The 25,214-nt window shown below is 51.0% G+C and carries 24 protein-coding genes; 14 read left to right on the top strand and 10 right to left on the bottom strand.

Annotated elements, in window-relative coordinates; genetic code table 11:
• Positions 1 to 4: 4 nt before the first annotated feature.
• Genes ACOI06_RS01815 through ACOI06_RS01805 form a run of 3 tightly spaced genes read left to right on the top strand, consistent with a single transcriptional unit; the run spans position 5 to position 3,069 of the window.
• Positions 5 to 1,162 carry an efflux RND transporter periplasmic adaptor subunit gene (locus tag ACOI06_RS01815; protein WP_420660776.1) on the top strand — a complete coding sequence of 386 codons (1,158 nt, stop codon included), beginning with the start codon at positions 5 to 7 and terminating at the stop codon, positions 1,160 to 1,162.
• Entirely contained in the window at positions 1,152 to 2,357 is a 1,206-nt protein-coding gene (locus ACOI06_RS01810; RefSeq protein ID WP_420660775.1) for an ABC transporter permease, read from the top strand. The genes ACOI06_RS01815 and ACOI06_RS01810 overlap by 11 nt, the downstream gene beginning before the upstream one ends.
• Positions 2,350 to 3,069, top strand: a complete 720-nt coding sequence (locus tag ACOI06_RS01805; RefSeq protein ID WP_420660774.1) for an ABC transporter ATP-binding protein — start codon at positions 2,350 to 2,352, stop codon at positions 3,067 to 3,069. The genes ACOI06_RS01810 and ACOI06_RS01805 overlap by 8 nt, the downstream gene beginning before the upstream one ends.
• Here ACOI06_RS01805 and ACOI06_RS01800 read toward each other — a convergent pair.
• From ACOI06_RS01800 to apaG, 6 genes are all read right to left on the bottom strand, one after another.
• Positions 3,041 to 4,150 (bottom strand): AI-2E family transporter, encoded by a 1,110-nt coding sequence (locus ACOI06_RS01800; protein ID WP_420660773.1) that lies wholly within the window; start codon positions 4,148 to 4,150, stop codon positions 3,041 to 3,043. The two genes, ACOI06_RS01805 and ACOI06_RS01800, sit on opposite strands and share 29 nt — an antisense overlap.
• On the bottom strand, positions 4,147 to 5,106 hold the full coding sequence (locus tag ACOI06_RS01795) for a D-2-hydroxyacid dehydrogenase family protein (protein WP_420660772.1): 960 nt from the start codon (positions 5,104 to 5,106) through the stop codon (positions 4,147 to 4,149). The genes ACOI06_RS01800 and ACOI06_RS01795 overlap by 4 nt, the downstream gene beginning before the upstream one ends.
• A 47-nt stretch (positions 5,107 to 5,153) precedes the next feature.
• Positions 5,154 to 5,957: a DsbC family protein gene (locus tag ACOI06_RS01790; RefSeq protein ID WP_420660770.1), complete on the bottom strand. Its 804-nt coding sequence runs from the start codon at positions 5,955 to 5,957 to the stop codon at positions 5,154 to 5,156.
• 48 nt (positions 5,958 to 6,005) lie between these two features.
• On the bottom strand, positions 6,006 to 7,190 hold the full coding sequence (locus ACOI06_RS01785; RefSeq protein ID WP_420660769.1) for an FAD-dependent monooxygenase: 1,185 nt from the start codon (positions 7,188 to 7,190) through the stop codon (positions 6,006 to 6,008).
• Positions 7,187 to 8,485, bottom strand: coding sequence for a murein transglycosylase A (locus ACOI06_RS01780; RefSeq protein WP_420660768.1), 1,299 nt, complete (start codon positions 8,483 to 8,485; stop codon positions 7,187 to 7,189). The genes ACOI06_RS01785 and ACOI06_RS01780 overlap by 4 nt, the downstream gene beginning before the upstream one ends.
• 130 nt (positions 8,486 to 8,615) lie before the next feature.
• The gene (apaG, locus tag ACOI06_RS01775) at positions 8,616 to 8,990 is read right to left on the bottom strand and encodes a Co2+/Mg2+ efflux protein ApaG (protein ID WP_420660767.1); all 375 of its coding nucleotides are present in this window, start codon (positions 8,988 to 8,990) and stop codon (positions 8,616 to 8,618) included.
• A 120-nt stretch (positions 8,991 to 9,110) separates the two neighbouring features.
• Between apaG and rpe the strand changes: the two genes are divergently transcribed.
• From rpe to trpC, 6 genes are all read left to right on the top strand, one after another.
• Positions 9,111 to 9,830, top strand: a complete 720-nt coding sequence (gene rpe / locus ACOI06_RS01770; protein ID WP_420661013.1) for a ribulose-phosphate 3-epimerase — start codon at positions 9,111 to 9,113, stop codon at positions 9,828 to 9,830.
• A gap of 11 nt (positions 9,831 to 9,841) precedes the next feature.
• Positions 9,842 to 10,546 carry a phosphoglycolate phosphatase gene (locus ACOI06_RS01765; protein WP_420660765.1) on the top strand — a complete coding sequence of 235 codons (705 nt, stop codon included), beginning with the start codon at positions 9,842 to 9,844 and terminating at the stop codon, positions 10,544 to 10,546.
• 248 nt (positions 10,547 to 10,794) lie between these two features.
• Positions 10,795 to 12,324, top strand: coding sequence for an anthranilate synthase component I family protein (locus ACOI06_RS01760; RefSeq protein ID WP_420660764.1), 1,530 nt, complete (start codon positions 10,795 to 10,797; stop codon positions 12,322 to 12,324).
• 45 nt (positions 12,325 to 12,369) lie between these two features.
• Positions 12,370 to 12,942 (top strand): anthranilate synthase component II, encoded by a 573-nt coding sequence (locus ACOI06_RS01755; RefSeq protein WP_420660763.1) that lies wholly within the window; start codon positions 12,370 to 12,372, stop codon positions 12,940 to 12,942.
• Between the two features lie 13 nt (positions 12,943 to 12,955).
• The gene (gene trpD, locus ACOI06_RS01750; RefSeq protein ID WP_420660762.1) at positions 12,956 to 13,984 is read left to right on the top strand and encodes an anthranilate phosphoribosyltransferase; all 1,029 of its coding nucleotides are present in this window, start codon (positions 12,956 to 12,958) and stop codon (positions 13,982 to 13,984) included.
• Positions 13,981 to 14,781: an indole-3-glycerol phosphate synthase TrpC gene (gene trpC / locus ACOI06_RS01745; protein ID WP_420660761.1), complete on the top strand. Its 801-nt coding sequence runs from the start codon at positions 13,981 to 13,983 to the stop codon at positions 14,779 to 14,781. Before trpD ends, trpC begins: the two co-directional genes overlap by 4 nt.
• Positions 14,782 to 14,962: 181 nt before the next feature.
• Here the strand turns inward: trpC and ACOI06_RS01740 are convergent, their stop codons facing one another.
• Positions 14,963 to 15,154, bottom strand: coding sequence for a YgaP family membrane protein (locus tag ACOI06_RS01740; protein ID WP_420660760.1), 192 nt, complete (start codon positions 15,152 to 15,154; stop codon positions 14,963 to 14,965).
• 2 nt (positions 15,155 to 15,156) lie between these two features.
• Positions 15,157 to 15,510 (bottom strand): ArsR/SmtB family transcription factor, encoded by a 354-nt coding sequence (locus ACOI06_RS01735; protein ID WP_420660759.1) that lies wholly within the window; start codon positions 15,508 to 15,510, stop codon positions 15,157 to 15,159.
• A 493-nt stretch (positions 15,511 to 16,003) separates the two neighbouring features.
• Here ACOI06_RS01735 and ACOI06_RS01730 point away from each other — a divergent pair, with 493 nt between their 5' ends.
• The 5 genes from ACOI06_RS01730 (at position 16,004) to ACOI06_RS01710 (ending at position 22,051) form a co-directional block, all read left to right on the top strand.
• Positions 16,004 to 17,578 carry a diguanylate cyclase gene (locus ACOI06_RS01730; RefSeq protein ID WP_420660758.1) on the top strand — a complete coding sequence of 525 codons (1,575 nt, stop codon included), beginning with the start codon at positions 16,004 to 16,006 and terminating at the stop codon, positions 17,576 to 17,578.
• 65 nt (positions 17,579 to 17,643) lie between these two features.
• The gene (locus tag ACOI06_RS01725) at positions 17,644 to 18,558 is read left to right on the top strand and encodes an HpcH/HpaI aldolase/citrate lyase family protein (protein ID WP_420660757.1); all 915 of its coding nucleotides are present in this window, start codon (positions 17,644 to 17,646) and stop codon (positions 18,556 to 18,558) included.
• 29 nt (positions 18,559 to 18,587) lie between these two features.
• The gene (locus tag ACOI06_RS01720) at positions 18,588 to 19,349 is read left to right on the top strand and encodes a uracil-DNA glycosylase (RefSeq protein WP_420660756.1); all 762 of its coding nucleotides are present in this window, start codon (positions 18,588 to 18,590) and stop codon (positions 19,347 to 19,349) included.
• 205 nt (positions 19,350 to 19,554) lie between these two features.
• Entirely contained in the window at positions 19,555 to 20,931 is a 1,377-nt protein-coding gene (locus ACOI06_RS01715) for a DEAD/DEAH box helicase (RefSeq protein WP_420660755.1), read from the top strand.
• Positions 20,906 to 22,051 carry a class I SAM-dependent methyltransferase gene (locus ACOI06_RS01710; RefSeq protein WP_420661012.1) on the top strand — a complete coding sequence of 382 codons (1,146 nt, stop codon included), beginning with the start codon at positions 20,906 to 20,908 and terminating at the stop codon, positions 22,049 to 22,051. The genes ACOI06_RS01715 and ACOI06_RS01710 overlap by 26 nt, the downstream gene beginning before the upstream one ends.
• Here the strand turns inward: ACOI06_RS01710 and ACOI06_RS01705 are convergent.
• Together ACOI06_RS01705 and ACOI06_RS01700 are read right to left on the bottom strand one after the other, a co-directional pair.
• Entirely contained in the window at positions 22,007 to 23,176 is a 1,170-nt protein-coding gene (locus ACOI06_RS01705) for a hypothetical protein (protein ID WP_420660754.1), read from the bottom strand. The two genes, ACOI06_RS01710 and ACOI06_RS01705, sit on opposite strands and share 45 nt — an antisense overlap.
• Positions 23,176 to 25,155 (bottom strand): transglycosylase SLT domain-containing protein, encoded by a 1,980-nt coding sequence (locus ACOI06_RS01700; RefSeq protein WP_420660753.1) that lies wholly within the window; start codon positions 25,153 to 25,155, stop codon positions 23,176 to 23,178. Before ACOI06_RS01700 ends, ACOI06_RS01705 begins: the two co-directional genes overlap by 1 nt.
• Positions 25,156 to 25,214: the final 59 nt, after the last annotated feature.

The raw sequence follows: 25,214 nt of genomic DNA, 5'->3' as shown, positions 1-25,214 counted from the left end.
TTTGATGAAACAAAAGCGTTTGTGGGTTGGTAGTGTCCTCATCGGACTGATTGCACTGAGCCTGTTTATTTGGCATCACTTCAGTGCAACGCCGATCTCTGTCGTCACGATTCAATCGAAACCCTTTTCTCAAGCAGTCGTGGCAGCTGGCCATGTGCAAAGCCAGACACGTGCTCGGATTGGTGTTGAGATTACCGGCACTGTTCAAGCCCGTCACGTACTAGAAGGCGACACGGTTCGAGCCGGTGATCCTTTGCTGTCACTCACGGACACAGAGTTTCAATCACGGCTTGCCGAAGCCCGTAGCGCCTTAGACCAGCTACAACAAAACCGCTATCCACAGGCCCAGGTAGCACTCACCCAAGCTGAGATTGAATTTGCTCAAGCACAACGCGAAGCTGATCGCAAACAACGTCTGCTGCAATCTCGAGTCGTGTCAGTTGAGCAATCTGAGCAAGCCGATCAAGCCAAAGCGGCAGCGCACGCGCGCCTGGAGCAAGCGCGACTCACGTTGGAGTCCCTGGCCCCAGGCGGCAGTGAAGAACGCACCCTGATAGAGCGTATTGAAAACGCACAAGCTGCACTAGATAAAACACAGATTCGTGCGCCCTTTGATGGCCTCATTCTGGCACGTCATGTCGAACCAGGTGATCAGGTTCAGCCCGGACGCACCTTACTCGAAATGGTGCGCATGGACGATCTTGAGATCTTAGTTCCTGTCGATGAACGTCACCTCAGTACCCTAGACGTGGGTCAGACCGCCCAAGTGATCGCCGATGCCTTTGAAAACGACACGCTCAATGCCCACATTCGTTTTATTGCACCGATGGTTGATCGCCAGCGTGGCACGGTCGATGTTTATCTGACACTCGACGAAACACCCACTTTTTTACGCGAAGACATGACTGTCACCGCGACCATCACGACAGCAGACCTAGAGACCGCCCTTTTAGTCCCCAACAGTGCGCTTAAAAATGCTCAAGGCCAACACGCACAAGTTTTAGTTCTACAAAACAACTTAGCAACTGAACGCGCTGTGAAGCTGGGCAGACGCGATTTGATGCAAACTCAAATTCTGGACGGACTCGCACCGGGCGAAGCGGTTTTGCTCAATCCGACTGTGCGAACAGATCAACGCATACGGCCTGTCCATGTGGATTGAAACCAACATTGCATTCAAGTTTTTGCGTCAAGGCATGACGCAGACCTTGTTAATCTTGATTGGAGTGGCCATTGGGGTTTGCGTCATTGTTTTTATCACCACACTCGTCAACGGCTTACAAGAAAACCTCATCGAACGCACGCTCGGTACTCAAGCACACATCCGCATCGAATCAGAGCCTTTGGTCAATCGAATCGCCCCACCCTCGCAAGCGAACGAAGCACGTTTAATCCAGGAAGATATCCGCGCTCAAAAGCTGCGTTCAATCGACAACTGGCAACAAGTGATTCAAGCACTCGAAACCTTACCGGGTATCACAGCTGTGTCCCCCGTTGTCTCGGGTCCAGGCTTTGCCAGAAGGGCCGATGCGGTCAAAGCCATTTCATTGATTGGTGTCATGCCCGAGCGTTATCTGCGCATTATCAAAGTCGATCAATCCATGATTGCAGGTCAATTTGAAATCAACCCAGGCGATGCCGTTATTGGCACCAAGCTGGCACAAGATCTCGGTGTGCGTGTAGGCAGCAAAATGCGGATTGAAACCAGTCAAGACTTATCTGCAATCGTCACCATCACCGGCATCTTTGATCTGGGTGTGCGTGAGCTCGACTCTCGCTTTGTCTACATGGATATGAAACAAGTTCAGACCTTACTGAACTTACCGGGTGCGGCTACCGTCATTGATCTGAGCATTCACGAGCTTCTGGCAGCCACAGACATGGCACACGACATCATCCGTCTGACAGGTTTACAAGCCGAGAGCTGGATGGAAATGAACAGTCAGTTGATGAATGCCCTGCAGTCCCAGGACCTTTCTTCAAGGTTGATTAGCTTTTTTGTGGCGATTTCAGTCGCTTTTGGGATTGCCAGTGTCTTGGCGATCAGCGTGACCCAAAGAACCCGTGAAATTGGCATTTTGCGAGCGATGGGCATTCATCGTCAGCAAATTCTGTGGGTGTTTTTACTCCAAGGCGCGCTGGTCGGACTCATTGGTTCAGCCATCGGCGCCATGGCTGGTTGGTCATTGGTTTGGGCATTTAATCATTTCGGGCCGAAGTTTTTTGATATTGAACCGTCTCTGACGATTATTCCTTTTGCGACTGTGCTCGCTACTCTCACCGGTATGCTGGCAGCCATCGCACCGGCTTGGCGTGCGTCAAGACTCGATCCAGTTAAGGCGATCCGATATGTCTAAATTTGTGCGCACATCTTCTGATCAAAACTCTCCTCAAGATTGCGTCCTTTCCCTTGAGGCGCTCACCAAGTCTTATCACATCGGATTACCGACTGAAACTCAAGTTCTACATGGAATCGACCTGTCACTGGCACGCCATGAGTTTGTCTCACTGACGGGTCCATCAGGATCTGGCAAAAGCACATTGCTCAATATTTTGGGTTTGCTGGATCAACCGACAGGTGGTGAACTCTATTTGCTCGGTCAAGCCACCCGCACACTCTCTGAACAAGCACGCACGCTATTACGTCGCCATCACATTGGCTTTGTGTTTCAGTTTCATCATTTAATCGAAGCTTTCAGCGCATTAGAAAACATTCTGATGCCTCTCATGATCGATCGTGGTCGTCCGGACGCACAAACGCGCGACTGGGGGATGCAATTGCTGGCCTCCGTCGGTCTGCCCAATATGGCACATAAGAAACCTAGTGAGCTCTCTGGTGGGCAACAGCAACGTGTCGCGATTGCCAGAGCCTTAGTGACGCGACCTGCATTGCTACTCGCAGATGAACCGACAGGCAATCTGGATACGCAAACGGCCGCTAAAATTTTCGAGATGTTGCGTGAGTTCAATCAATCTTTTGGGTGTGCCGTTCTGATTGTCACGCATGATCCAAAACTAGCCCAAGCCTGCGATCGCACACTCAATCTGGTCGATGGTCATCTGACTTGATGACTGCCTCATGCGCAGGTTTTAAACGTGTTTGCCGCAAATGGTTAATCCACTCACGCCAAATAGCAACCAATAACGACATGAGAACGGGTCCGACAAACAATCCAACCAGACCCATCGTTTGAACCCCACCCACTAAACCGAAAAATGTCGGTAAAAACGGCAATTTAACCGGACCGCCTACCAATCTCGGGCGCAAGGTTTTGTCGACAATAAAGAGTTCGATTGCACCCCATAAAAACAAGGCGATACCCGCCACAATCTTGCCCGAACCGATTAGGTACAAAGACACGAGTGTAAAGCTCAGAGGCGCACCCCCAGGAATCAATGCCATCACCCCGGTGACCACTCCCAGTAGAACCGGGTTAGGTACACCTGCAACCCAATAAGCGACCCCAAGTACGACCCCTTCACCGATCGCAATCAGACCCATCCCAGTGACTGTGGCAGAGACCGTGGCTGGCACCATTCGGGAGAACTGATGCCATCGGGTTCCTAAAATCATCTCGCCCACCAGATCCAGCTGACCTCGCAACCGACCACCATCTTTATAGATAAAGAAGAGCGTAATCAGCATGAAGAGAACTGATAGCGACAAATGGAACACGTTACCGGTTGCGGACACAGCAACCCGATAGACCTCGCCAATATGCTGACCACTGATCGCTTCAATCCAGCGTCCGATCGCATGGGGCTCGCCAATATACTCATTCCAATACATCGACAGGGTCGGACCCATCGACGGGATGGCATCTAACCAAGCTGGCGCTGACATACCTTGACGGTTCGCCTGCAGCAACCAACGCACCAAATGACTGGCTTCTGTAACCGCATAAGACAACGCGATGGAAAGGGGCACAATCAGAATCACAAGCACAGCCAGCAGCGCCAGCGTGGCGGCCAGCACCGTGTTGCCATTCAAGCGTTCAAGTAAGCGCGCATAGAGTGGCCATGACGCAAACCCCATAATCAGTGCGGCGAGCACTGGCACCACAAAGCCCGACAGAAAATAGCCTGCTGCTGCAAGCAGTAACAGCAGCAGAACACGAACTAGTAGTGGCGCAGAAAAAACGTCACTCATGCGTCAGAGACAGACCCAAGACTCGCTTGCCAGTCAGCAATCGTCTCGACCGCATTTGGGAAATAGGCCGCAAAATTCTCTGTATTCGAATAACCAATGTGTGGTGTGAGTAAAGCGTTCGGAACTTGACGCCATGGATCATCGACTGGCAAGGGCTCAACATCAAAAACATCCAATCCAGCACCGGCCAAACGACCTTCGTCCAATGCCGCTTTTAAGGCAACCGTATCAATCAGCCCAGCGCGTGATGTGTTGATAAGATAGGCCGATGGCTTCATGCTAGCCAGAGCTTGTGCATCAATCACATGCTGTGTAGTTTCACTCAGGACCAAATGTACGCTAATGAAATCCGAGCTTGAAAACAGCTCTTCTTTACTCACGCGGGTCACGCCTGCTGCTGCAGCTCGTTCATCGGTGAGGTTTGGGCTCCACGCCACCACATCCATTTCAAACGCCTGACCGTAGCGGGCAAGCTTCTGGCCTTGTTTACCTAGACCCACAATGCCTAGACGTTTCTTAGCAAGCACAGGCGGCATCTGCGTCTGCCATAAGCCAGCACGCAAGTTATTCACTTCAGACACCAGACCTTTATTGAGTGCCATTAAAAGTGCCCACGCCAACTCTGCAGTGCCGTTGTTGCCCAAACCCGAACCCGCTGCAAAACGCACTTCAATCCCAGCCTTCTCACAGGCTTGCATGTCAATGGCGGCGTTGCGCGCCCCAGTACTCACCAGCAATTTGAGATTGGGCAGCTGCGCAATCAAACCCGCATCAAACCGCGAGCGTTCACGCATTGCAATCACCACATCAAAATCAGCTAGGCGCTGCGCCAGATCTTCAGGTGCGATCACATCTTTAAAAAACGTGATTTCCGCTTCAAGTCGATCCCAGTCCGCCAAGCCCTGTGCAACTTCAAGATAGTCGTCCAATACGGCAATTTTGAGCGTGTCCGCCATGTTTCTGTCTCCCATTCGGGTTAGATTTTTCTGAAATTGTCTGTGTTTTACTGCAATTTTGCGAGCAAATCTTCTTTGGAAATCACGCCTGGAACCCGTGAGCCATCTTCAAAGAAAATGGCCGGTGTGCCCTGCACCAGTAAATCCCGACCTGTTTCCAGCATCTGCGCAATGGGCGCATCACATTCGGCTTTCTGAGGCACTTGATTGCGTAACATCCAGTCATCCCAGACGACACCTGGGTTCTCTGCACACCAGACATCGCGAACCTTATCGGTGGAATCTGCCGATAAAATGGGCATCAAAAATGTGTACACAGTCAGATTATCAATACCTTCCATATTTTTACGCAAGAGTTTGCAATAACCACAGTTTGGATCTTCAAAGAGAGCAATCCGACGTGAGCCATCACCACGCACTTGTTTAATGGCCAGTTCAAACGGTAAGGCCTCAAAGTCAATTTTTGCCAAATCATCCAAGCGCTCTTGCGTCAGGTTGCGCCGACTTTCTGCATCAATTAAATGACCATCCATCACAAATCGCACGTTTTCATCGACGTAGACAATGGTTTGTCCCATTTGCACTTCAAACAAATTAAAAGGCGTTTGACGAACCTGATTAATCGGCACATTGCCAAAGCGCTCTTTAAAGCGATCCATCACAGTCGCTTCGATGCCATCATTGCTCGCAGAAGTTGCACCCGAATCAGTGCTGGGCGTTGCGTCGCTTTTAGCGACTTCAGCAGCCGGTGCCTTGTCGTTAGCTTTCTCAACCTCTGTTGCAGGGGCTGTCTGAGCTTGCACATTCCATGCCACGCCCAATGCGAGCAACGTTAAAAGTCTGGATAACACGTTTATTCTCTCCAAATTTGAACTCAAACCACCCTCTATCTGGTGACTTTACTGAGTAGGTGTGCGGGTTGCCGCTTCAATCAGGATTCGTTTCACCGGCGGCAAGCGATCGACCATGGCCATACCCGCATTACGAATCCAGCGCGCACCGGGCAACTCTAGATCAAACAGCCTTTTAAGACCATCTGTGAGCAATTGCATTTCTAGAATATCCTTGGCCCGGGCACGACGATATCGACGTAATAACGTTGGATCACCGGCATCAAAGAAAAGTTCACGTCCAGTGACTAATTCGCCTAAAACTCTGGCATCTGATAGCCCCAGATTCAACCCTTGACCCGCCAAAGGGTGCACCCGATGGGCCGCATCCCCAATCAACGCCACCCCATCACCAATCATGTCAGAGCGCGCAAGTGTCAGATCAAATCCCCTGACGATCGAATTCAACGTGAGTTGACCCAAGCGTCCACGACTGATTTCACCTAGATGCGTTTGCAAAAACTGCGCTTGTTCGTCTTCTGGTAGGGCTAATAGATCACGCGCGGCTTGACGCGTTGCCGCCCAGACCATCGACACCTGATGACCGGCAGACGTATCGGGCAGCGGTAATAAAGCCAGCACCATGTCTTTCTGAAACCATTGCAAAGCAACACCTTGGTGAGGCTTTTCACAAGTTAGGTGGCCAACGACTCCAGTCGCATCATAAGGACTGTCCACGAGCGCAATACCTGCTTGCTGACGCAAGGTGGAGTTTGTCCCATCGGCACCAATCCACAAATCGGCTTGGATGGTTTGACCACCGCGCGTCTGACCCACTCGATGACGAAATGTCTCTAGGGTGTCGTGTATCCAATGCACGCCGTGAAACCGCAAAGCTTGAATCAAAACACGCTCAATCTGAACGGACTCAACAATCCAGTTGAGTTCCTGTCGTGCCGCTTGCCAAGCGCGTAAATGCACCGCGCCAAACGCATCCCCAAAAATCTCCATAGCATCGACTGGGGTTAGACGTTGTTCAGGAATCATGTCCCAAACACCTAAACGCTGTAAATACGCTTGACTGGCTTTGGAGATGGCATACACTCGCAGGCCAAAATCATCTGGACCTTGTTCAGCCACAGGGACAGGTGGCCCCAGCAACAGCAAATCATGCACGCCTCGCTTCGCGAGATCAAGCGCCATACTCATGCCAGCAAGGCCAGCTCCACAGACAACGATTGAATGTTTTTTCATCGGGCTGACGGCTCCCCGGCAGATTTAGGCCAAAGTAGCCACATCTGTCCGCGCTGTTTCATACGACCTGCGGTCTCACCCGCTTGTTGGCCGGATCCCCAATAGAAGTCTGCTCGCGCAGCGCCTTTAATAGCCGCACCCGTATCTTGGGCAAACACCATTTTTTGGAGTGGCTGATTGCTCGCTGGCATGGTTGTCGTTAAATAAACCGGTGTGCCCAGTGGCACAAAGGTTGGGTCTACGGCAATCGCGCGCTGTGCACCCAAATGAACGCCATAAGCACCCTTAGGGCCTTGCTGTGCATCGGCAATCGCCTCTTCACGGAAAAACACCACACCCGGATTCGCGTTCAACATCTCTTGTGTACGACTTGGATTTTTCTTTGCCCAAGCTCGGATATTCTGCATCGAAGCCTGATTAATAGGCAATTCACCCTGATCGGCTAACCAACGCCCAATCGATTTATAGGGATGGCCATTGTGGTTGGCATACGCCAAACGAATGGTTTGACCGGCATCAGGGCCATCGGCAAGATGAACGCGTCCTGAACCCTGTACCTGCAAGAAGAAATTGTCCACCGGATCATCTAACCACACAATCACGGGCAAGTTGTCGTCAGATTTAGCGAGTTGAGCACGACTGTCATACGGCACGACACGATTGCCAACCACTTTGCCACGTACACGCTTGCCAGCAAGCTCTGGATATAGATCACCCAATTCAATATTTAAAAGGTTCTCCGGCACGCCATACAAAGGCCATTGATACTTGCCCTGACGCTTACGTGAACCTTCCACGATGGGCTCGTAATAACCCGTGACCATGCCATCCGCTTGACGCTGATCCGCAGTATCCAAGCGCCACGGCGTTAAATAGGTTTGCAGAAACTTGCGGATGGCACCCGCATCATTGGGCGCGGGTGCTTTTGAGGAATCTAGTGCAGCAACACAGACCGCATGCCATGCGCGTGGCGCAGCCCGAGCAGGCACACTCACATTACCGCTCGTAGGACGCATCAAACCTTGGCAATTACGCAGAAAATTAATCCAATACCCCTGCAAATCATCGCCCTGCCAACCTGGCAAGGTATTCCAAGCCACTTCCACATAACGACCCGACAAAGCGCGTGGCTTGGTTTCAGGCAAACTCGACAAAGGCACGACCCTAAACTTCTCATCAGCCGCGACGGGCTCATCACCAGGCAACACGCCAGGCCGCTCAGACGTCGTACAACCCGCCATCAGAACAGCCAGACCCAGCGAGAACCACCACATCACCGTGTTTTGCTTTTTCATCCAACACCCACTCTCTACATTGATAGGCCACAGGGGAATCACTCACAGCGCCCATCATACGCCCGGCAGCCCTTCGATCGTGAAGAAACCCAGGCAAACGCACACTTTTCTACAAGATAATTTCAGATGCTTAATGCAACATTCTCGACATCATCAATGCAAACTCGTCGATCGGCACCCAAAACGGCTCTCCATCCAGACCGACTGCCAGAAAAGAGCCCTGCATCGTACCCACAGGTGTCGACAATGGACACCCACTCGTATATTCAAACGTCTTGCCAGGTTCGATTAACGGCTGCTGTCCAACCACGCCCAAGCCCTTCACTTCTTCTTGTTGATTATGCCCATCCGTAATGATCCAGTGACGGCTAATCACCTGCGCAGGCTCCCGACCGATATTGGTGATGCGCACCGTATAAGCAAAAAAGTAACGCCCTTGATCGGGTTCCGAGTGCTCGGCTGAGTACTGCGCCTGAACCTCAACTTCAAGCTCAAAGTTCTTCAATGTCAACTCCCAAAACAACCACTATGCAGATCGTCACAACGCAGTTCAGCGTCCTTTATTCGACCAGATGGATCGCAGCCTGCGATAATGACCCTTTTACTGCAACGAATTCATGTCATCATGCCAGATATCAAACAACCTGACGCTTCCATCAAAATCGCACCCAGTATTTTATCGGCTGACTTTGCCAGACTCGGCGATGAAGTCACGCAAGTACTTGACGCTGGCGCCGACTGGATCCATTTCGATGTGATGGACAACCATTATGTCCCGAATCTAACCATTGGACCTTTGGTTTGCGAAGCCATCCGACCATTAACAGATGCCGTCATCGATGTTCACCTAATGGTTGAACCGGTTGACAGTCTGGTTGAGCCGTTTGCAAAAGCAGGGGCCAACATCATGACCTTTCACCCAGAAGCCTCACGTCATCCGGATCGCACTCTGGCCATGATCCGCGATCACGGCTGTCGGGCGGGTCTAGTGCTCAATCCAGCTTCATCTGTGCACTGGCTTGATCATGTGATGGATAAACTGGACATCGTGCTCCTCATGTCGGTCAACCCTGGGTTCGGAGGTCAATCGTTCTTAGAGGGTACGCTTGATAAGATTCGACAGGTTCGCCAACGCGTCGATGCGCACATTGCCCAAGGTGGGCAGTCCATCGACATTGAAGTCGACGGCGGCATCAAAATCGACAACATTGGTCGTGTACGCCAAGCGGGGGCCAATGCCTTTGTGGCTGGATCAGCGATCTTTGGCCAGCCCGATTACAAATCAGTGATTGATCAAATGCGTGCTGAAATTGCACGCGTCGATGCCGATACCCGAAACGCTTAGGTCAAACACAAATGTCTGAAACCATGTCTCACACCCGCCCTGCATTAAAAGCGGTTTTGTTGGATCTGGATGGCACATTGGTTGATTCCATCCCAGATCTGGCCGACGCAGCCAACGCAATGCGTAAAGACCTCGGGTTATCTGCCTTACCACTGGATCTCATCACATCCTTTGTGGGCAAAGGGGCTGACCACCTGATTCGACAAACCTTACTGGCAGATTCATCCTCCCAAACATTGGACGAAACGCGATTAGAGACCGCACGCAAAGCGTTCGTTAAGCAATACACCCGTTACAACGGTTTGAGAACCACGATCTACCCGGGTGTGCTCGAAGGGCTTAAAGCGTTTCAACAATTGAATTTACGCCTTGCTGTAGTCACCAATAAACCAGCGGTCTTCACACACGACTTGCTCGCAAAAACAAAGCTCGATCAATACATGGACGTGGTGGTCAGTGGCGACACTTGCGAGACTCGCAAGCCGGATCCAGAACCTGTTCTCTATGCCTGCCAAAACCTCGGTGTGGCGCCTGCTGAAGCGCTATTCATTGGTGACTCGATGAATGATGCACTGGCGGCACGTGATGCAGGTTGTCCGGTGCTTGCTGTTCCATATGGTTATCGAGAAGGGATGACTGTCGACAAACTACCAGTCGATGGTATAGTACAAACGCTGGTCGATGCGATAAGCTGGATCAGACAGCATTATTCATAAACAAAGAGTTTGAAATAACAATGTATTCGAAGACTGTTGTGCTCAACAAACAAAGCGCGAATTGGCGCTGGTGGCGCTCATCCCAAGGGTAGGGTGCTGCTTGTTGCCGTTCACAGTTTGACTGATCACAACATTTTGTCAGAGAAGCCCGCCCCACGCATGGTCGGGCTTTTTTCTTGCACAAACTTGAGACAACGCTTTGGTGATTTAGCCCGATTTTCAGAACAACCCATTATTCGGCAAACATCATGACTGAAATTGAATTCAACGCACTAGCTGCACAAGGTTACAACCGGATTCCTCTCATCAGCGAGACCTACGCGGATCTGGATACCCCTCTGGCCATCTACTTAAAACTCGCCCACTCTGGCCCTAACGGCGGACGCTACACCAGCCTGATGGAATCGGTCATGGGTGGCGAACGTTTTGGACGCTACTCATTTATCGCACTGCCTGCACGCACGATTATTCGTTCACGCGGCCAAGTCACCGAAGTCCTCACCGATGACAAAATCGTTGAGACTCATGAAGGCGACCCACTGAGCTTTATCGAGTCCTATCAAAAACGCTTTAAAGTCGCCCTCAGACCCGGGATGCCCCGTTTTGCAGGTGGCCTCGCAGGTTACTTCGGCTACGATACCGTACGCCACATTGAACCGCGACTTGGCGCACCGACCAAACCGTATCCTCAAGGGATGGGCGAAGGTCCCCCAGACATCCTTTTGCTGCATGTTGATGAGCTCGTCATCGTAGATAACGTGGCCGGCAAAATCTATCTGATTGTTTATGCCGATCCTTCGCAGCCCGAAGCATTCAGTAAAACACAGAGTCGTTTGCGGGATCTGCGCATTCGTCTGCGCAAACCTGTGGACACGCCTTACAGCCAGGCCAGCACACAGACTCAGGAAATTCGCAGCTTCCAAAAAGAAGACTACCTGGAAGCCGTGCGCACCGCCAAAGCACATATTGAGGCGGGCGACCTCATGCAAGTTCAAGTCGGACAAGTGATTGCTAAGCCATTCAGTGATTCCCCCTTGTCGTTATACCGTGCACTACGTTCTCTGAACCCCTCGCCTTACATGTATTTCTGGAACTTTGGTGATTTTCAGGTGGTGGGTGCCTCCCCTGAAATTCTCGTACGCCAGGAACGCGTGGCAGGGCAAGAAGATGCTTTAGAGCCCGAAACACTCATCACAATTCGCCCCTTAGCGGGCACTCGTAAACGTGGTGGCACACCTGAAGAAGATGCCGCACTGGCTGCTGAGTTACAAGCCGACCCCAAAGAAGTCGCCGAGCATGTCATGTTGATTGACTTGGCACGCAATGACGTTGGACGTGTTGCCAAAATTGGTTCTGTCAAAGTCACAGACACCATGATCATTGAGCGTTACTCCCATGTCATGCACCTAGTCTCCAATGTCACGGGCGTCCTTGCCCCTGAAATGAGCAACATGGACGTGTTACGCGCGACCTTCCCAGCCGGCACACTCACCGGCGCACCGAAAGTGCGTGCGATGGAACTGATCGACGAACTCGAACCTGTGCGTAGAGGCATTTATGGTGGCGCCGCAGGCTATCTGAGTTACGGCCAAGAGATGGATGTGGCGATTGCGATTCGCACGGGCATTATTCAGGATGGCATGTTGTACGTACAAGCTGCGGCCGGCGTTGTCGCAGACTCCGACCCTGAAAAAGAATGGATGGAAACAGAAGTGAAGGCGCGCGCTGTCTTGCGCGCGGCCGAACAAGTCCAAAACGGACTTGATACACCCCTGTAACCATTTCTATCAGACAAGGCGTCACGAGATGCCAAGGAGACTGTCATGCGCAAACTTTTAATGATCGACAATTACGATTCATTTACCTACAACCTCGTTCAATATTTTGGGGAACTTGGCCAAGACGTCGACGTGCGTCGAAATGACCAAATCACTATCGAAGAAATTCGTGCTCTGGCCCCCGATCGCATCTGCATCTCACCCGGCCCGGGTACTCCAGCTCAGGCAGGTGTGTCGGTTGATGTGATCAAGACCTTCGGGGGACAAATCCCCATCTTCGGTGTCTGCTTAGGGCACCAAGCCATTGGTGAAGCGTTTGGTGCACGGATTGTGCGTGCCCAAGAGATCATGCACGGTAAAACGTCTGTGATTACACACACGGGTTCTGACGTGTTTCAGGGCTTACCACACAGCTTTACCGTGATCCGCTATCACTCATTAGCGATTGAGCGCGAAACGTTGCCGGATTGCCTCGAAGTCACAGCTCAGACGGCTGATGGTGAAATCATGGGTGTGCGTCATAAAACCCTGCCCATTTACGGAGTGCAGTTTCATCCGGAATCCGTCTTAAGCGAACAGGGTCACGCTTTGTTACAGAATTTTTTACGTCTGGAATGACCAAGGAGTCTTCATGATCACACCCAGCGAAGCATTAGCACGGTGCATTGAGCACCGTGAAATTTTCCATGAAGAGATGTTGCATCTCATGCGCATGGTGATGCGCGGTGAAATGTCGCCCTCGATGACAGCGGCCTTTTTAATGGGCTTGCGCGTCAAAAAAGAAACCATCGGTGAAATTACCGCCGCGGCAACCGTCATGCGAGAGTTTGCAACTTCAGTGCCTGCAGACGACCCTGAAAGCCTGCTCGATTTATGCGGCACAGGAGGTGATGGCAGTAACACCTTCAATATTTCCACCTCGGCCATGTTTGTCGCAGCGGCCGCCGGTGTGCGTGTTGCCAAGCACGGTGGTCGCAGTGCCTCTTCACCGAGCGGCAGTGCAGACCTGATCGAATCACTTGGTGCTCGAGTTGATTTGGGCCCTGAACAAATCAATGAATGCCTACAAGAAACGGGCATCTGCTTCATGTTTGCACCCAATCACCACACCGCGATGCGACATGTGGCTGCGGTGCGTAAAGAACTTGGTGTTCGCACCATCTTTAACATTCTGGGGCCCCTCACGAATCCGGCTGGTGCCAAAAACCAGATGATGGGTGTGTTTCATCCGGATTTGGTTGGTATTCAAGTCCGTGTTTTGAAAGCGCTGGGTTCTAGCCACGTGCTGATTGTCTATGGTATGGACGGGATGGATGAAGCATCATTGGGTGCTGCAACCATGGTGGGCGAATTACGTGACGGCGAAGTTCGTGAATACGAAATTCACCCCGAAGACTTTGGGCTAGACATGGTGTCAAACCGCACCATTCGGATTCACAACCGAGAAGAATCCAAAGAAATGCTCATGCAAGCCCTGAACAACAAACCCGGCGTTGCGCGTGACATTGTCGCCTACAATGCGGGACTGGCTATTTATGCAGGCAATCAGGCTGCCACCATGGCACAAGGCATCGAGATGGCGTTTGAAATCATCGCCAGTGGTGCAGGCCTAGCCAAACTTGAACAATTCTGCGAGACAACCCGGAGGTTGGGACAGTGAGTACCGATATTTTGCGCAAAATTATTTCTGTGAAAACACAGGAAATTCAAGCAGCACGACAATTGCGCAGTCTGGAAGACGTGTTGCGCGAAGCACAGTCCCGACAAGATGTGCGTGGTTTTGCACAAGCCCTAGAAAACAAGATCAGTGAGGGCAAAAGTGCCATCATCGCTGAAATCAAAAAAGCCTCGCCATCTAAAGGTATTTTGCGAGAAAACTTTGATCCAGCCTCCATTGCAAAATCCTATGCCGTGGCGGGTGCCGCCTGCCTGTCGGTACTGACAGATGTGCAGTTTTTTCAGGGATCACACGATTATTTAAGACAGGCACGCGCCGCATGTTCTTTGCCTGTTTTACGCAAAGATTTCATCATCGACCCCTATCAAGTTGTTTCCGCACGGGCAATGGGTGCGGATTGCATTTTGCTGATTGTGGCAGCTCTTGAACTATCCCAGATGCAAGAACTCGAATCAGTTGCGACCGAGCTGGGTATGGATGTGTTGGTTGAAATTCATGATGGCGAGGAATTAGAGCAAGCATTGCAACTAAAAACACCCTTGCTGGGCATTAACAACCGAAATCTCAGAACCTTTGAAACGACACTGGACACCACATTGTCCTTGCTGTCTCAGATCCCGTCTGATCGCCGCCTCATTACCGAAAGCGGAATTCTTGTACGAGACGATGTTGAAAAAATGCTGGCCAATGATGTGCAAGCATTCTTGATTGGTGAAGCCTTTATGCGTGCACCAGATCCAGGTGAGGCCTTACAAGCACTCTTTGAGGGTCACGTTTAAGCTAAAACACTTGTGCAAAACTCAAGATACAGCAAGCGCCAAAAAACAACAATCAATATAAAAAATGCGCACATGTCTTTGTCAATCTCTGACGAACATGTGCGCAGTTTTATGTGGTCACTTTTTATGTGTGCACGATAAGCTAGCTCAGCGCGTCACTGATCACAATAACTCACTCACCTCATTTTTTGAGTGGGCACGTATTGATCTTAAAGATGGAATACACCGGGCAATTGCCAAAGAGACCGGTCAGCAAAGGAATTAAACCAATCCAGCCCCAGGGGCCGATTGTTCCCATCAGTGCCAAAACGATCAGCACAACCCCTACAATCACGCGAATGCCACGATCCAGACCACCCAAGTTGATTTTCATGGTTACTCCTGAACGGAAACAGGCTCTTTTTCCGGGATGCTACAAAACATCGAGTACAACGTATGCATCACCTGAAGCACTGCTTCACTTGCTAATGAATAATAAATGTACTTGCCTTCACGACGAGTATTCACCAAGCCCTCATCTCTGAGCACACCAAGCTGCTGAGACAACGTGGGCTGTCGGATGCCTGTCAGTTTCTCCAGTTCTCCAACATTCACTTCCTCACTAATCATGTGGCACAACAGCAACAAACGGTCTTCATTGGCCATCGTTTTTAACAATCGACAGGCCTGACCAGCTGATTCGCGCAATTCAGCCAATGCGGAAGAGGAAAAAGCGTTACTCGTCGTCATATCAAGTCCTTCATTCTATAAATCACGAAACATCACGCTTACACGGATATTTTTAGATTATAGAACCATTACATTATGTAATTAAATATATTATACATCAAGATTCATTAACAATTCCTCACAAATGATACTGTCTTTCTTGTAAATCAGTTGAAATCTACCTCTGACATGTATGGTTACGTACTTAGAGGCTCACCATAGGTAGGATCAAAACAGGATACTTAGCTAGAAAACACATCAAATTCCCGAATTCGGACTAACAATCGTTTCTCACTATCAGCAGACCAACAGGCTCAGGGACATTTGAATTACATCGAGAAAATGACTAATCTGGGACAAAACCATGAACCGAGATAAATCTCGACAGGTTTTAATGGATACTGAAGGCTCATCCTCGCATACACTGATAGCAAAACTCAAAGCGTTCACCTATTGACAGGCTTGCTCAAAACTCGCGATGCTCAAACAATCCATCAGCTGGCGATATTGCCTATTGATCATTCAGTCTATTGTCCTCTTTGTGTTGGGCCCACTGAATGCGGCCGCACAAACAGCAGCGGGGAGCACAGGCATTGACATTGATGCAACCTGTAACAATGCCATCAACCTGCCATTTAAACGTCCGATCGTCTTGTCTGAAGATGATAAGAAACGCTTGCGTGAACTGCCCAAACTCAAAGTTACAATCGTTGGCAATGCGCCACCGCTTTCTTTTTTTAACCCAGATACACAAGGGTATCAGGGGATCGCTATTGATGTTTTTTGCTCAATTGCTAGAGCCATTGACCTAGACTTTCAATTTCAAACTGCTGAGGTCGATTCACTCGCACAAGCGATAGACGATGTTCAAAATAAAAAAGTTGATCTATTTCTGCCTTTGAGTCACACACCTTGGCGGGCCGACCTCGGTCATTTCACTGAGCCTTACTACCAATCTTTGTATGCGGTTATTACACGTAGGGACACTCCAACAACGCTGACTAATCTAGCTGACTTTGCCGATCGCCGGGTTGGTTATATAGAAAAGAGCGCGATCGAACGCTACTTAAAGGAAACACTTCCTCCCGAAGCACTTCATCCTTTCAAGCATATAGAACAAGCGCAAACCATGTACGGCGCGCTTCAAAAAGGGGACTTAGATGCGTTGATTGTGAACAAAAACTTCTTTCGAGAAGCTCGTTATCAACATGATCTGTTTGATCTGGAAAGACGACAAATTCTGTACAACGAACCGCGAAACTATGGCTTCTATCTCCCCGCAACACTTGAACATGCGTTTCTGACCGAGCTCTTTGATCGTCATCTATTACAGATCGACACAGCACCCTCATATGAACACCACGAGTTAAGTGAGCAGCATCTGATTGAGCGCTATCTCGTTCGTATTCGTGAAGCAGAAATCCTTAAAATGTCCAGTCTTCTGATTGGACTGGTCACGCTATTTCTGTTTTGGGCATGGTATCGATCCAGAAACTTTTCACGCGTCTTAGCAGAAAACCAAGTCCAGATCGAGCAGCAGCGGCAAGCCCTCCAAGAGGCCAATTCTAAACTAGAAAAACTCAGCCTCACCGACAGTCTTACTGATGTTGCGAACCGTCGCCACTTTGATCAAACACTCGATCGAGAGCTGCGTCGCGCAAAACGCTTTGGCAAACACTTATCCCTTCTATTGCTAGATCTGGACCACTTTAAAGCCGTCAATGATTTGTATGGCCATGTGACGGGCGACGATTATCTACGGCAGGTGGCCGACATCCTTAAAAATCGCTGCCAGCGCAGCCACGATCTGGTAGCACGCTTTGGCGGTGAGGAGTTTATTTGTCTGCTGCCTGGCACCACCATGGAACAAGCATTCCGTCTGGCTGAAGAAATTCGCCACGACATTATTCAAGCGGGACTGCCCAACCGTAAAAGCCCACTCATGTCAACACTCACCACCAGCTGTGGGATTGCGACATACACTCCAGGATCTGAGGCGAACTCAGATCAGTTAATCTTGGCTGCGGATGCACAACTCTATAAAGCCAAGAACTCAGGCCGTAACCAAACACAAAGCACCATGCTCTAAGTTGTTCAGCATGAGCCACAATTGATGATTCACCCTATTAACCTCATCGGAACGAGTAATTATTTATGACAAAACCTTACACACCCACCTGGCGTTCAATGTTATTTGTCCCTGCACATATCGACAAATTTATTCAGAGTGCTTTGCGTCGCAACGCCGATGCCATCCAACTCGACTTGGAAGATGCTTGCCCGCCGGACCTCAAAGCCGATACGCGCAAAGAAATTCCCCGCATTGCTCAACAAGCCGCCGATGCCGGCTTTGATGTCATTGTGCGTGTCAACCGCCCATGGCGACTGTTAGTGCGTGATCTAGAAGCCTGTGTGCATCCAGCGGTTCAAGCGATCACGTTGCCCAAAGTCCCAGATGGCTCATTTCTGCGCAGTGTCTGTGAAATCCTGGATGAATGTGAAGCTCAAGCCGGTCTTCCCAATGGCCACACACGCCTGATTGCCATGGTTGAAGATGCTGAAGGTTTGGGCAATCTGGACGACATCGCCAGCGCAACACCGCGTTTATATGGTGTCATCGTGGGTGCAGAAGACCTCGCGGTCTCTATGCGCATGGCCGTTGACCCAGATACGCTCTATGTGCCCAACATCATGGCCTTGACCGCTTGTCGCCGTGCTGGCGTGGCTCCCTTAGGATTTATTGGCTCTGTGGCCGACTACGCCGACCAAGACAAGTTTCGGGAAACCGTTCAGCGCGCTTCTCGACTGGGTTTTGAAGGTGCATTTTGTGTGCACCCAACGCAAGTGGATGCAGCCAACGAGGCCTTTAGTCCAGACCCTGAAGCGGTCGACCGTGCCAGACGATTGCTCGCCACGTATGAAGCTGAAATGGCGGCTGGACGAGGTGCTTGCACATTTGAAGGTCGAATGGTGGATGCCCCGGTTGCCATGCAGGCTCAGCAACTCATTGAGCGTGCCGACGCCATTGAAGCCATGACACAACGTCGTCAGAGTAAACAAGCTGAATAAACCTGTGAATTTATGAATTCAGCATTTATATGACGCTCTTTGGACCGCGCAACCTTCTACAAAGTGTCAGTGCACTCGAAACACACGATCTACCAGATTGCTGGCAGATCGTGCTGAGCACTCAAGACGCGCAATCTCAGCTTGCACAAATTCGTACCAAACTGCAAGCAGACCTTGATCGGGGAGAGCAGATTTTCCCATCCGATCCTTGGTACGCCTTGCGAAAAACACCTTTACAGCAAACTCGAGTGGTCATCCTCGGACAAGATCCATACCACGGGCCTGACCAAGCTCATGGGCTGGCATTTTCAGTTCAAGACACCGTGGCTCCACCGAGTCTACGCAATATCCTGAAAGAAATCACACGCAGCCATCCACACATCGATGAGCCTGTAATCTCGCATGATCTAAGTCATTGGGCGCAGCAAGGCGTTTTATTACTGAACGCCACTCTCACTGTGGCACAAGGTCGTGCTGCGTCACATGCCGAGTATGGTTGGCAAACGTTGACCGATTATTTGATTGCAGCCACGGCACAACAACCTGTCCCTATCGTCTATCTGCTCTGGGGACGCCATGCCCAGTCCAAACGCACCCTCATTGAGCAAACTACGCAAGCCCAAGGTTTGCCAGCCACATCGCGACTGATTCTGGACGCAAACCATCCGTCACCCCTTTCCGCAAATCGGCCACCACACCCATTTATTGGTTGCAATCATTTCGTATTAAGCAACCACTGGTTACAGGCTCAAGCTCAAAAAACAATCGACTGGTTCGCAACACCAAGCTGACAGACACCACCGCTAGACATTGGTGCGATTCAACCAACCACCCGTGGTATCTTAAAAAATTAGGGTTTACCCCAAAGCAAAATACGGTTAAACTGAAAGGCTCATTTCCTCCAGACCTACTTTCCTTTCGTAATGAGACCTTGATTCGGTCGTCGGCGTTCGGTTGATGCGGTCCGGCACCCTTCTCTCCAACGAAAGGATAGACATGTCATTTGACACCCTCGGTCTTGCACCAGAGCTTCTGCGTGCAACCAAAGAGGCTGGCTATGCTCAGCCCACGCCTGTACAGGCAAAATCCATTCCACTCGCACTGACTGGCAAAGACTTGCTCGTCCAGGCTCGCACGGGTAGTGGTAAAACGGCCGCATTTTTGCTGCCTGCACTCCAACAATTGAGTTTCAATTTGCGTCGCCGTGATCACGGTGCACATATTTTGATTCTGACGCCCACACGCGAACTGGCGCAACAGATTGGCACCATGGCCACCCAACTGGGTAGCCATTTGAACGGTCTCAAAGTTGCCACCTTAGTTGGCGGTATGCCCTATCGCCCGCAACAACGTATGTTGTCACGCCGTGTGGATATTATCGTGGCCACTCCCGGTCGTCTGCTGGATCACGTCCGTAGCGGCTTGGCCGATCTCTCACGCGTTAAAACCTTGGTGCTCGATGAAGCTGACCGTATGCTTGACATGGGGTTTATCGATGACATCGAAACAGTTGTGAGCAAGATCCCTAAAGAGCGCCAAACATTCTTTTTCTCTGCCACGTTAGACCGACGTATTGCCCGTCTGGCTGGCGACATGCTGCAAGACCCAGCGCATCTGAATATCGAGCCGCCTAAGCAGCAACACGCACAGATCAAGCAGCGTATCCATTACGCCGACAATCCTGGCCACAAACGCCAATTGTTGGCTCATGTTCTGAGTGATGACCAGATCAATCAAGCCATTATTTTTACGTCCACCAAACGTGGTGCGGCCGATCTGGCTCAAGAACTGGCCGATGAAGGTTATCGGACTGGCGCTTTGCATGGTGACATGAATCAGCAACAGCGCACTCGGACGGTACGAGCTTTACAAGAAGGCCGTATCCGTATGCTCGTGGCCACTGACGTTGCAGCACGCGGACTGGATGTGAGCACCATCAGTCACGCCATTAACTTTGATCTGCCCAAGCAGCCCGAAGACTATATCCACCGAATCGGCCGTACAGGTCGTGCCGGTCGCAAAGGAACGGCCATCACATTTGCGGAACAACGTGAACGTCACCAGGTTCGTCGTATCGAACAAACCTTGGGACATACGATTGCCATCACAGAAATCGAAGGTCTAGAACCGACACCTGTTCGCGAACGTACAAAACCCCGTCGTTCTCCACGCCCAGGAGCCGGTGCCACCGCCGGCAAGCCGCGTAAGCCTTATACTGACGCTCATGCAAAACGACCAGCCCGTAAATCACACAAATCAGCCACCGCAGGCTCACGAGCAGGCGCCCCATCAGGCGCACGCCGCTCAGCCGCATCCGCAGGCAAATCACGCCCAGGACAGCGTACGCATCAGCGAAGCAGCGCTCGCGCATAGTCAGGCAGTCACCCGCCATCTGTCGCAAGCAATCGCGCAGGCAGGTGGCTGGCTCCCATTTCATGACTGGATGCATGAAGTGCTTTATGCACCCGGGCTGGGCTACTACACGGCAGGATTACGTAAACTGGCCAGACGCTCAACGCATGGCCAGGCGGTTCCGGATGCCGACTTTGTAACAGCACCCGAACTCTCTGCCACCTTCGGTCAAACCCTGGCCCAACAGATATTCCAAGTGATGCGCAACGAAGGTCTCAAACGCATCATTGAGTTTGGGCCTGGAACGGGGCAACTTGCTTGCGACATTTTGGATGAGCTCGCGCATCTGGGTTTACACGACGTGCAGTATGAGCTCATCGAAGTATCGGATGATCTCAAAGCACAGCAAGCTGAAACCTTTCAAAAACATGGTTACACCGCCCATTGGCTCGACACGATTCCAGAACAGTTTGAGGGAGTTGTTGTCGCAAATGAAGTGCTTGACGCCATGCCTGTTCATCTTCTAGGCTGGGCTGACGATGAAACGGTGTTTCAACGTGGCGTTGATTGGGATGGACAGCAATTCATTTGGTCAGATCGACCCGCACCACAAGCATTGGCTGAGCAACTGGCCAGTTGTATGCCGCCATTACCAGGCTATGTCACCGAGGTTTGTCCTCAAGCCCAAGCGTGGATCCGCACACTCGCATCACACCTTCACAAAGGTTTGATCTTGCTGATCGACTATGGGTTTACACAAAGCGAGTATTACCACCCACAACGCGCACAAGGCACGCTCATGTGCCACATTCAACATCGAGCTCATAGCGATCCCTTTTTTGCGCCAGGCTTACAAGATCTGACTGCACACGTCGACTTTACAGCCATGGCTGATGCTGCTTTTGAGTCGGGTCTGGATGTTTTAGGATTCACCAGTCAGGCACGTTTTTTACTCAACGCAGGTTTAACCGACTTGTTGCTGCGCGGTGAGATCAATCAAAATCCAGCTCAGATGCGTAAGGTCGAAATGTTAATTTCTGAAGCGGAAATGGGTGAGTTGTTTAAAGTGCTCGCCCTTGGTCGCGACATTGATCCCTTACTGATTGGATTCGTGCGCGGGGATCGACGACATTTGCTGTGAGATCGCAGCTAAGCGTGCTTGTCGCACGGCTTGCGCAATGGCTGGTCCACCCTGACCTTGTAATCCAGACGCAATCGCACCCGCATCGACTTCACGCGCGGCCTCTAATGCACTAATCCAAGGTTGAGCAGCTTGACCACGCAGCCAAGCTGCCAAACTAATCAAGTCTAAAAAACGATCGACACGTCTAAACCCATCGGCTTTTTCAATCAATGAGAGCAGTTGATGAACCGTTTGTTCATCACATGGATAGGCCAGATGCGTTTGTGCCATTTCAGTCAAGATTTGTGGCAACAACCGAGCCCATTGTGCACACTCAGTCGTTGCGCGAATGCGTCGAGAAAGCGCATCCCGATCCGACGTTCTGTGTAACAGCAATGCATAAATGGCCGGCAAATCTGGCGACAATATTCGCCTGACTTCATCAAGCTGAGCACCGAGTTCTTCATCGTAAACAAGACTTGGCATGATGACTGGCAGCGCCCCACATGCCCTTAAAACCTCAAACATTCTGGCAGGTTTCTCAGCGCGTAATCCACGGACAATTTCTTGCCATACCCGTTCAGGGACTAAATGGTCGACTTCGCCTTGCTCAACCATTTGGCGGCATAGCGCCATCGTTTCGGGTGCCACATTAAATTGAGTAAACCGAGCGGTAAACCGCGCAAGTCTTAAGATACGAACAGGATCTTCACCAAAAGCAACTCCCACATGACGCAAGACCGATTGCTGTAAATCTTGTTGTCCGCCATAAGGATCTACCACCACCCCATCGGGTGATTGCGCCATCGCATTGATGGTCAGATCGCGACGCGCCAAATCTTGCTCAAGCGTGACGTCTGTTCCCGCATAAAACGTAAAACCTTTATAGCCCCGGCCAGACTTACGTTCAGTGCGAGCCAGGGCAAATTCTTCTTTGGTCTGTGGATGTAAAAACACCGGGAAATCCGCTCCCACAGCCACAAACCCGCGGGCTTGTAGCGCTTCAGGTGTACTGCCAACCACAACCCAGTCTCGGTCACCACAAGGCAATCCAAGCAAGGCATCGCGCACCGCCCCACCCACGACATAGACATCCAGTCCGTCTAGCCGTGGATCGGGCTTGATGTCGATGATTGCCTTCATCAACGACTCTTGCGAGAGATTTCACCTAAACGCTCTTTCAGCGATTGAGGCTCACCCGTAAACACGGCACCGTAATAGGTCGCATTGGACAAGACGTTTTTGACATAGTCACGGGTCTCGCTAAACGGAATCGTTTCTGCAAAAATCGCACCTTCAATCGGCTGCGCCAAATTAGAGCGCCAGTTTCTCGGGCGACCAGGTCCCGCGTTATAACCTGCACTGGCCAACACCTGAGAGCCATCTAGGTCGTTTAACACCATCAGCAAGTACTGTGTCCCTAATTCTGTGTTGACATCAAATTCGTTGACCCGGCTGGGGTGAAAGTCTTTCATGCCGATTTTTTTAGCCACATAACGGGCTGTCGCTGGCATCAACTGCATCAGACCAGAGGCGCCTGCAACCGATTTAGCATCCATGATAAAACGCGACTCTTGTCGAATTAAGCCATACACCCAAGCTGGATCCAAGCCAATCGCACTGGCGCGTGCACCCACTTGGCCAGCAAATGGTGCAATGAAACGCTGAGAAAAATCAATACTGTCTTTAGTGCGCTCTGACGTATTCACGACACGGTCGAACAACTGTTGCTCACGCGCAAACTCTGCCGCCGCCAACAATTCACGATCCGTCATGCCGCGCAATGAGAAATTCCATTGCGGCACCGCTTCAGGGCGCCAACCTTGACGGAATAACGCCACAGCTTGCTGCAGATGCGGATTGTCCCGGGCTTTCTGCAATTCCGCAGATGTAACCGGGTCCGGTGTTTTAGGCACCACAATTTTGTGCCCAAGTTCTTCAGTCGCTAGCTGCCCATAAAAATCCAGTCGATTCGACAAAGCCTGATAGAGTGATTCAGCCGCTTCTGGATGATTCTGCGCTTGCAGTGCACGAGCTTTCCAATAGAGCCATGCACTATCGAGCTGCAATGCCACAGGCATTTTTTCAATGGCTTCTTGGACCCAAACCCAGTCGATCGTCGGTTGGCGCAAAGCAGAGCGCACGCGCCACTCATGACCGGTATTCGTCAAAGCCACATCACCCGCTTCTTTGTACAAGCGATTGGCCACATCCATATTGAGGTTGAGTGCACTGCGTTGCGCAACCTGCCCTCGCACCCAACCTGCCATGTCAGGCGGCAGACGCTTATCCCAATGGGACTCTAAGGATGCGACAACGTCAGAAGGCTCATCTCGGGCCACTCGACTTAGCGCAATGGCCACCAGCAAGCCCTGATCACCCTTAAACTGCGAGGCTGTTTGTGTCTTTAACCATTGTTGCGGCTTTTTGATGAGCGCACGGTATTCGGTTAAGTCTTTACCTTTAAATACCAGCGGTGCCAGACGTTCAGCCGAGCGCAGATGATTTACTTCCAGCAAATCCAACAACATCGCACTCAATGTCTCGTGACTGAGTACTCGGTCACCTGCCAGACGATTCACCATCGACCAGCAAGCATTGCCCGCTGAAAACGTATCACGCGCAACTTGTGGATCCACCCCCCCCTTGGTCATGTGCTGCGCCAAAAGCTTCGAGCACCGGACTTGTGGGTTCAACCAGATAAATTCTCCGATTTCATCAACCTTACCGAACTCGCCAAGTTCGACGGCTCTCAGAACCCATTCGGCGCGCAAACGATCCGCCATATAAGTGCCGGGATATTTGTCGAGAAAGGCATCGCCTGCGGTAAACGTCTGGACTGATTGCGCCCTCTTTAATGCGCCGAGTGTGTTCCAGAAATCAACATAAATCTTTAAAGTATCGCCTTGTGCTTGCTCGACCAGCACGGGCAATTGATCCCATTTGCCAGCCGTCACCGCATCGCGTGCCTTCGCCACTGCTTGTGCGCTCGGGGTTTCGACGGAATATTGAAAGCTATCAGCCGGTTGCGCCACGGCCAATGACACTGCATTGAGCGAGAACACGGAACCCACTACAGCCAGTGTCTTAAGCCACTTTGCGCTATCCAATCGTTTTATCATGCGGAACTTCCCCCTGAATACTGTTTTACACACATCGCTGGAACACTTTTCAACCACAG

The organism is Orrella sp. 11846, assembly GCF_048820935.1.
Lineage (GTDB): Bacteria > Pseudomonadota > Gammaproteobacteria > Burkholderiales > Burkholderiaceae_B > Algicoccus.
The sequence above is the reverse complement of the archived record's forward strand: the minus strand, read 5'-3'. Positions and strand labels throughout refer to the sequence as shown.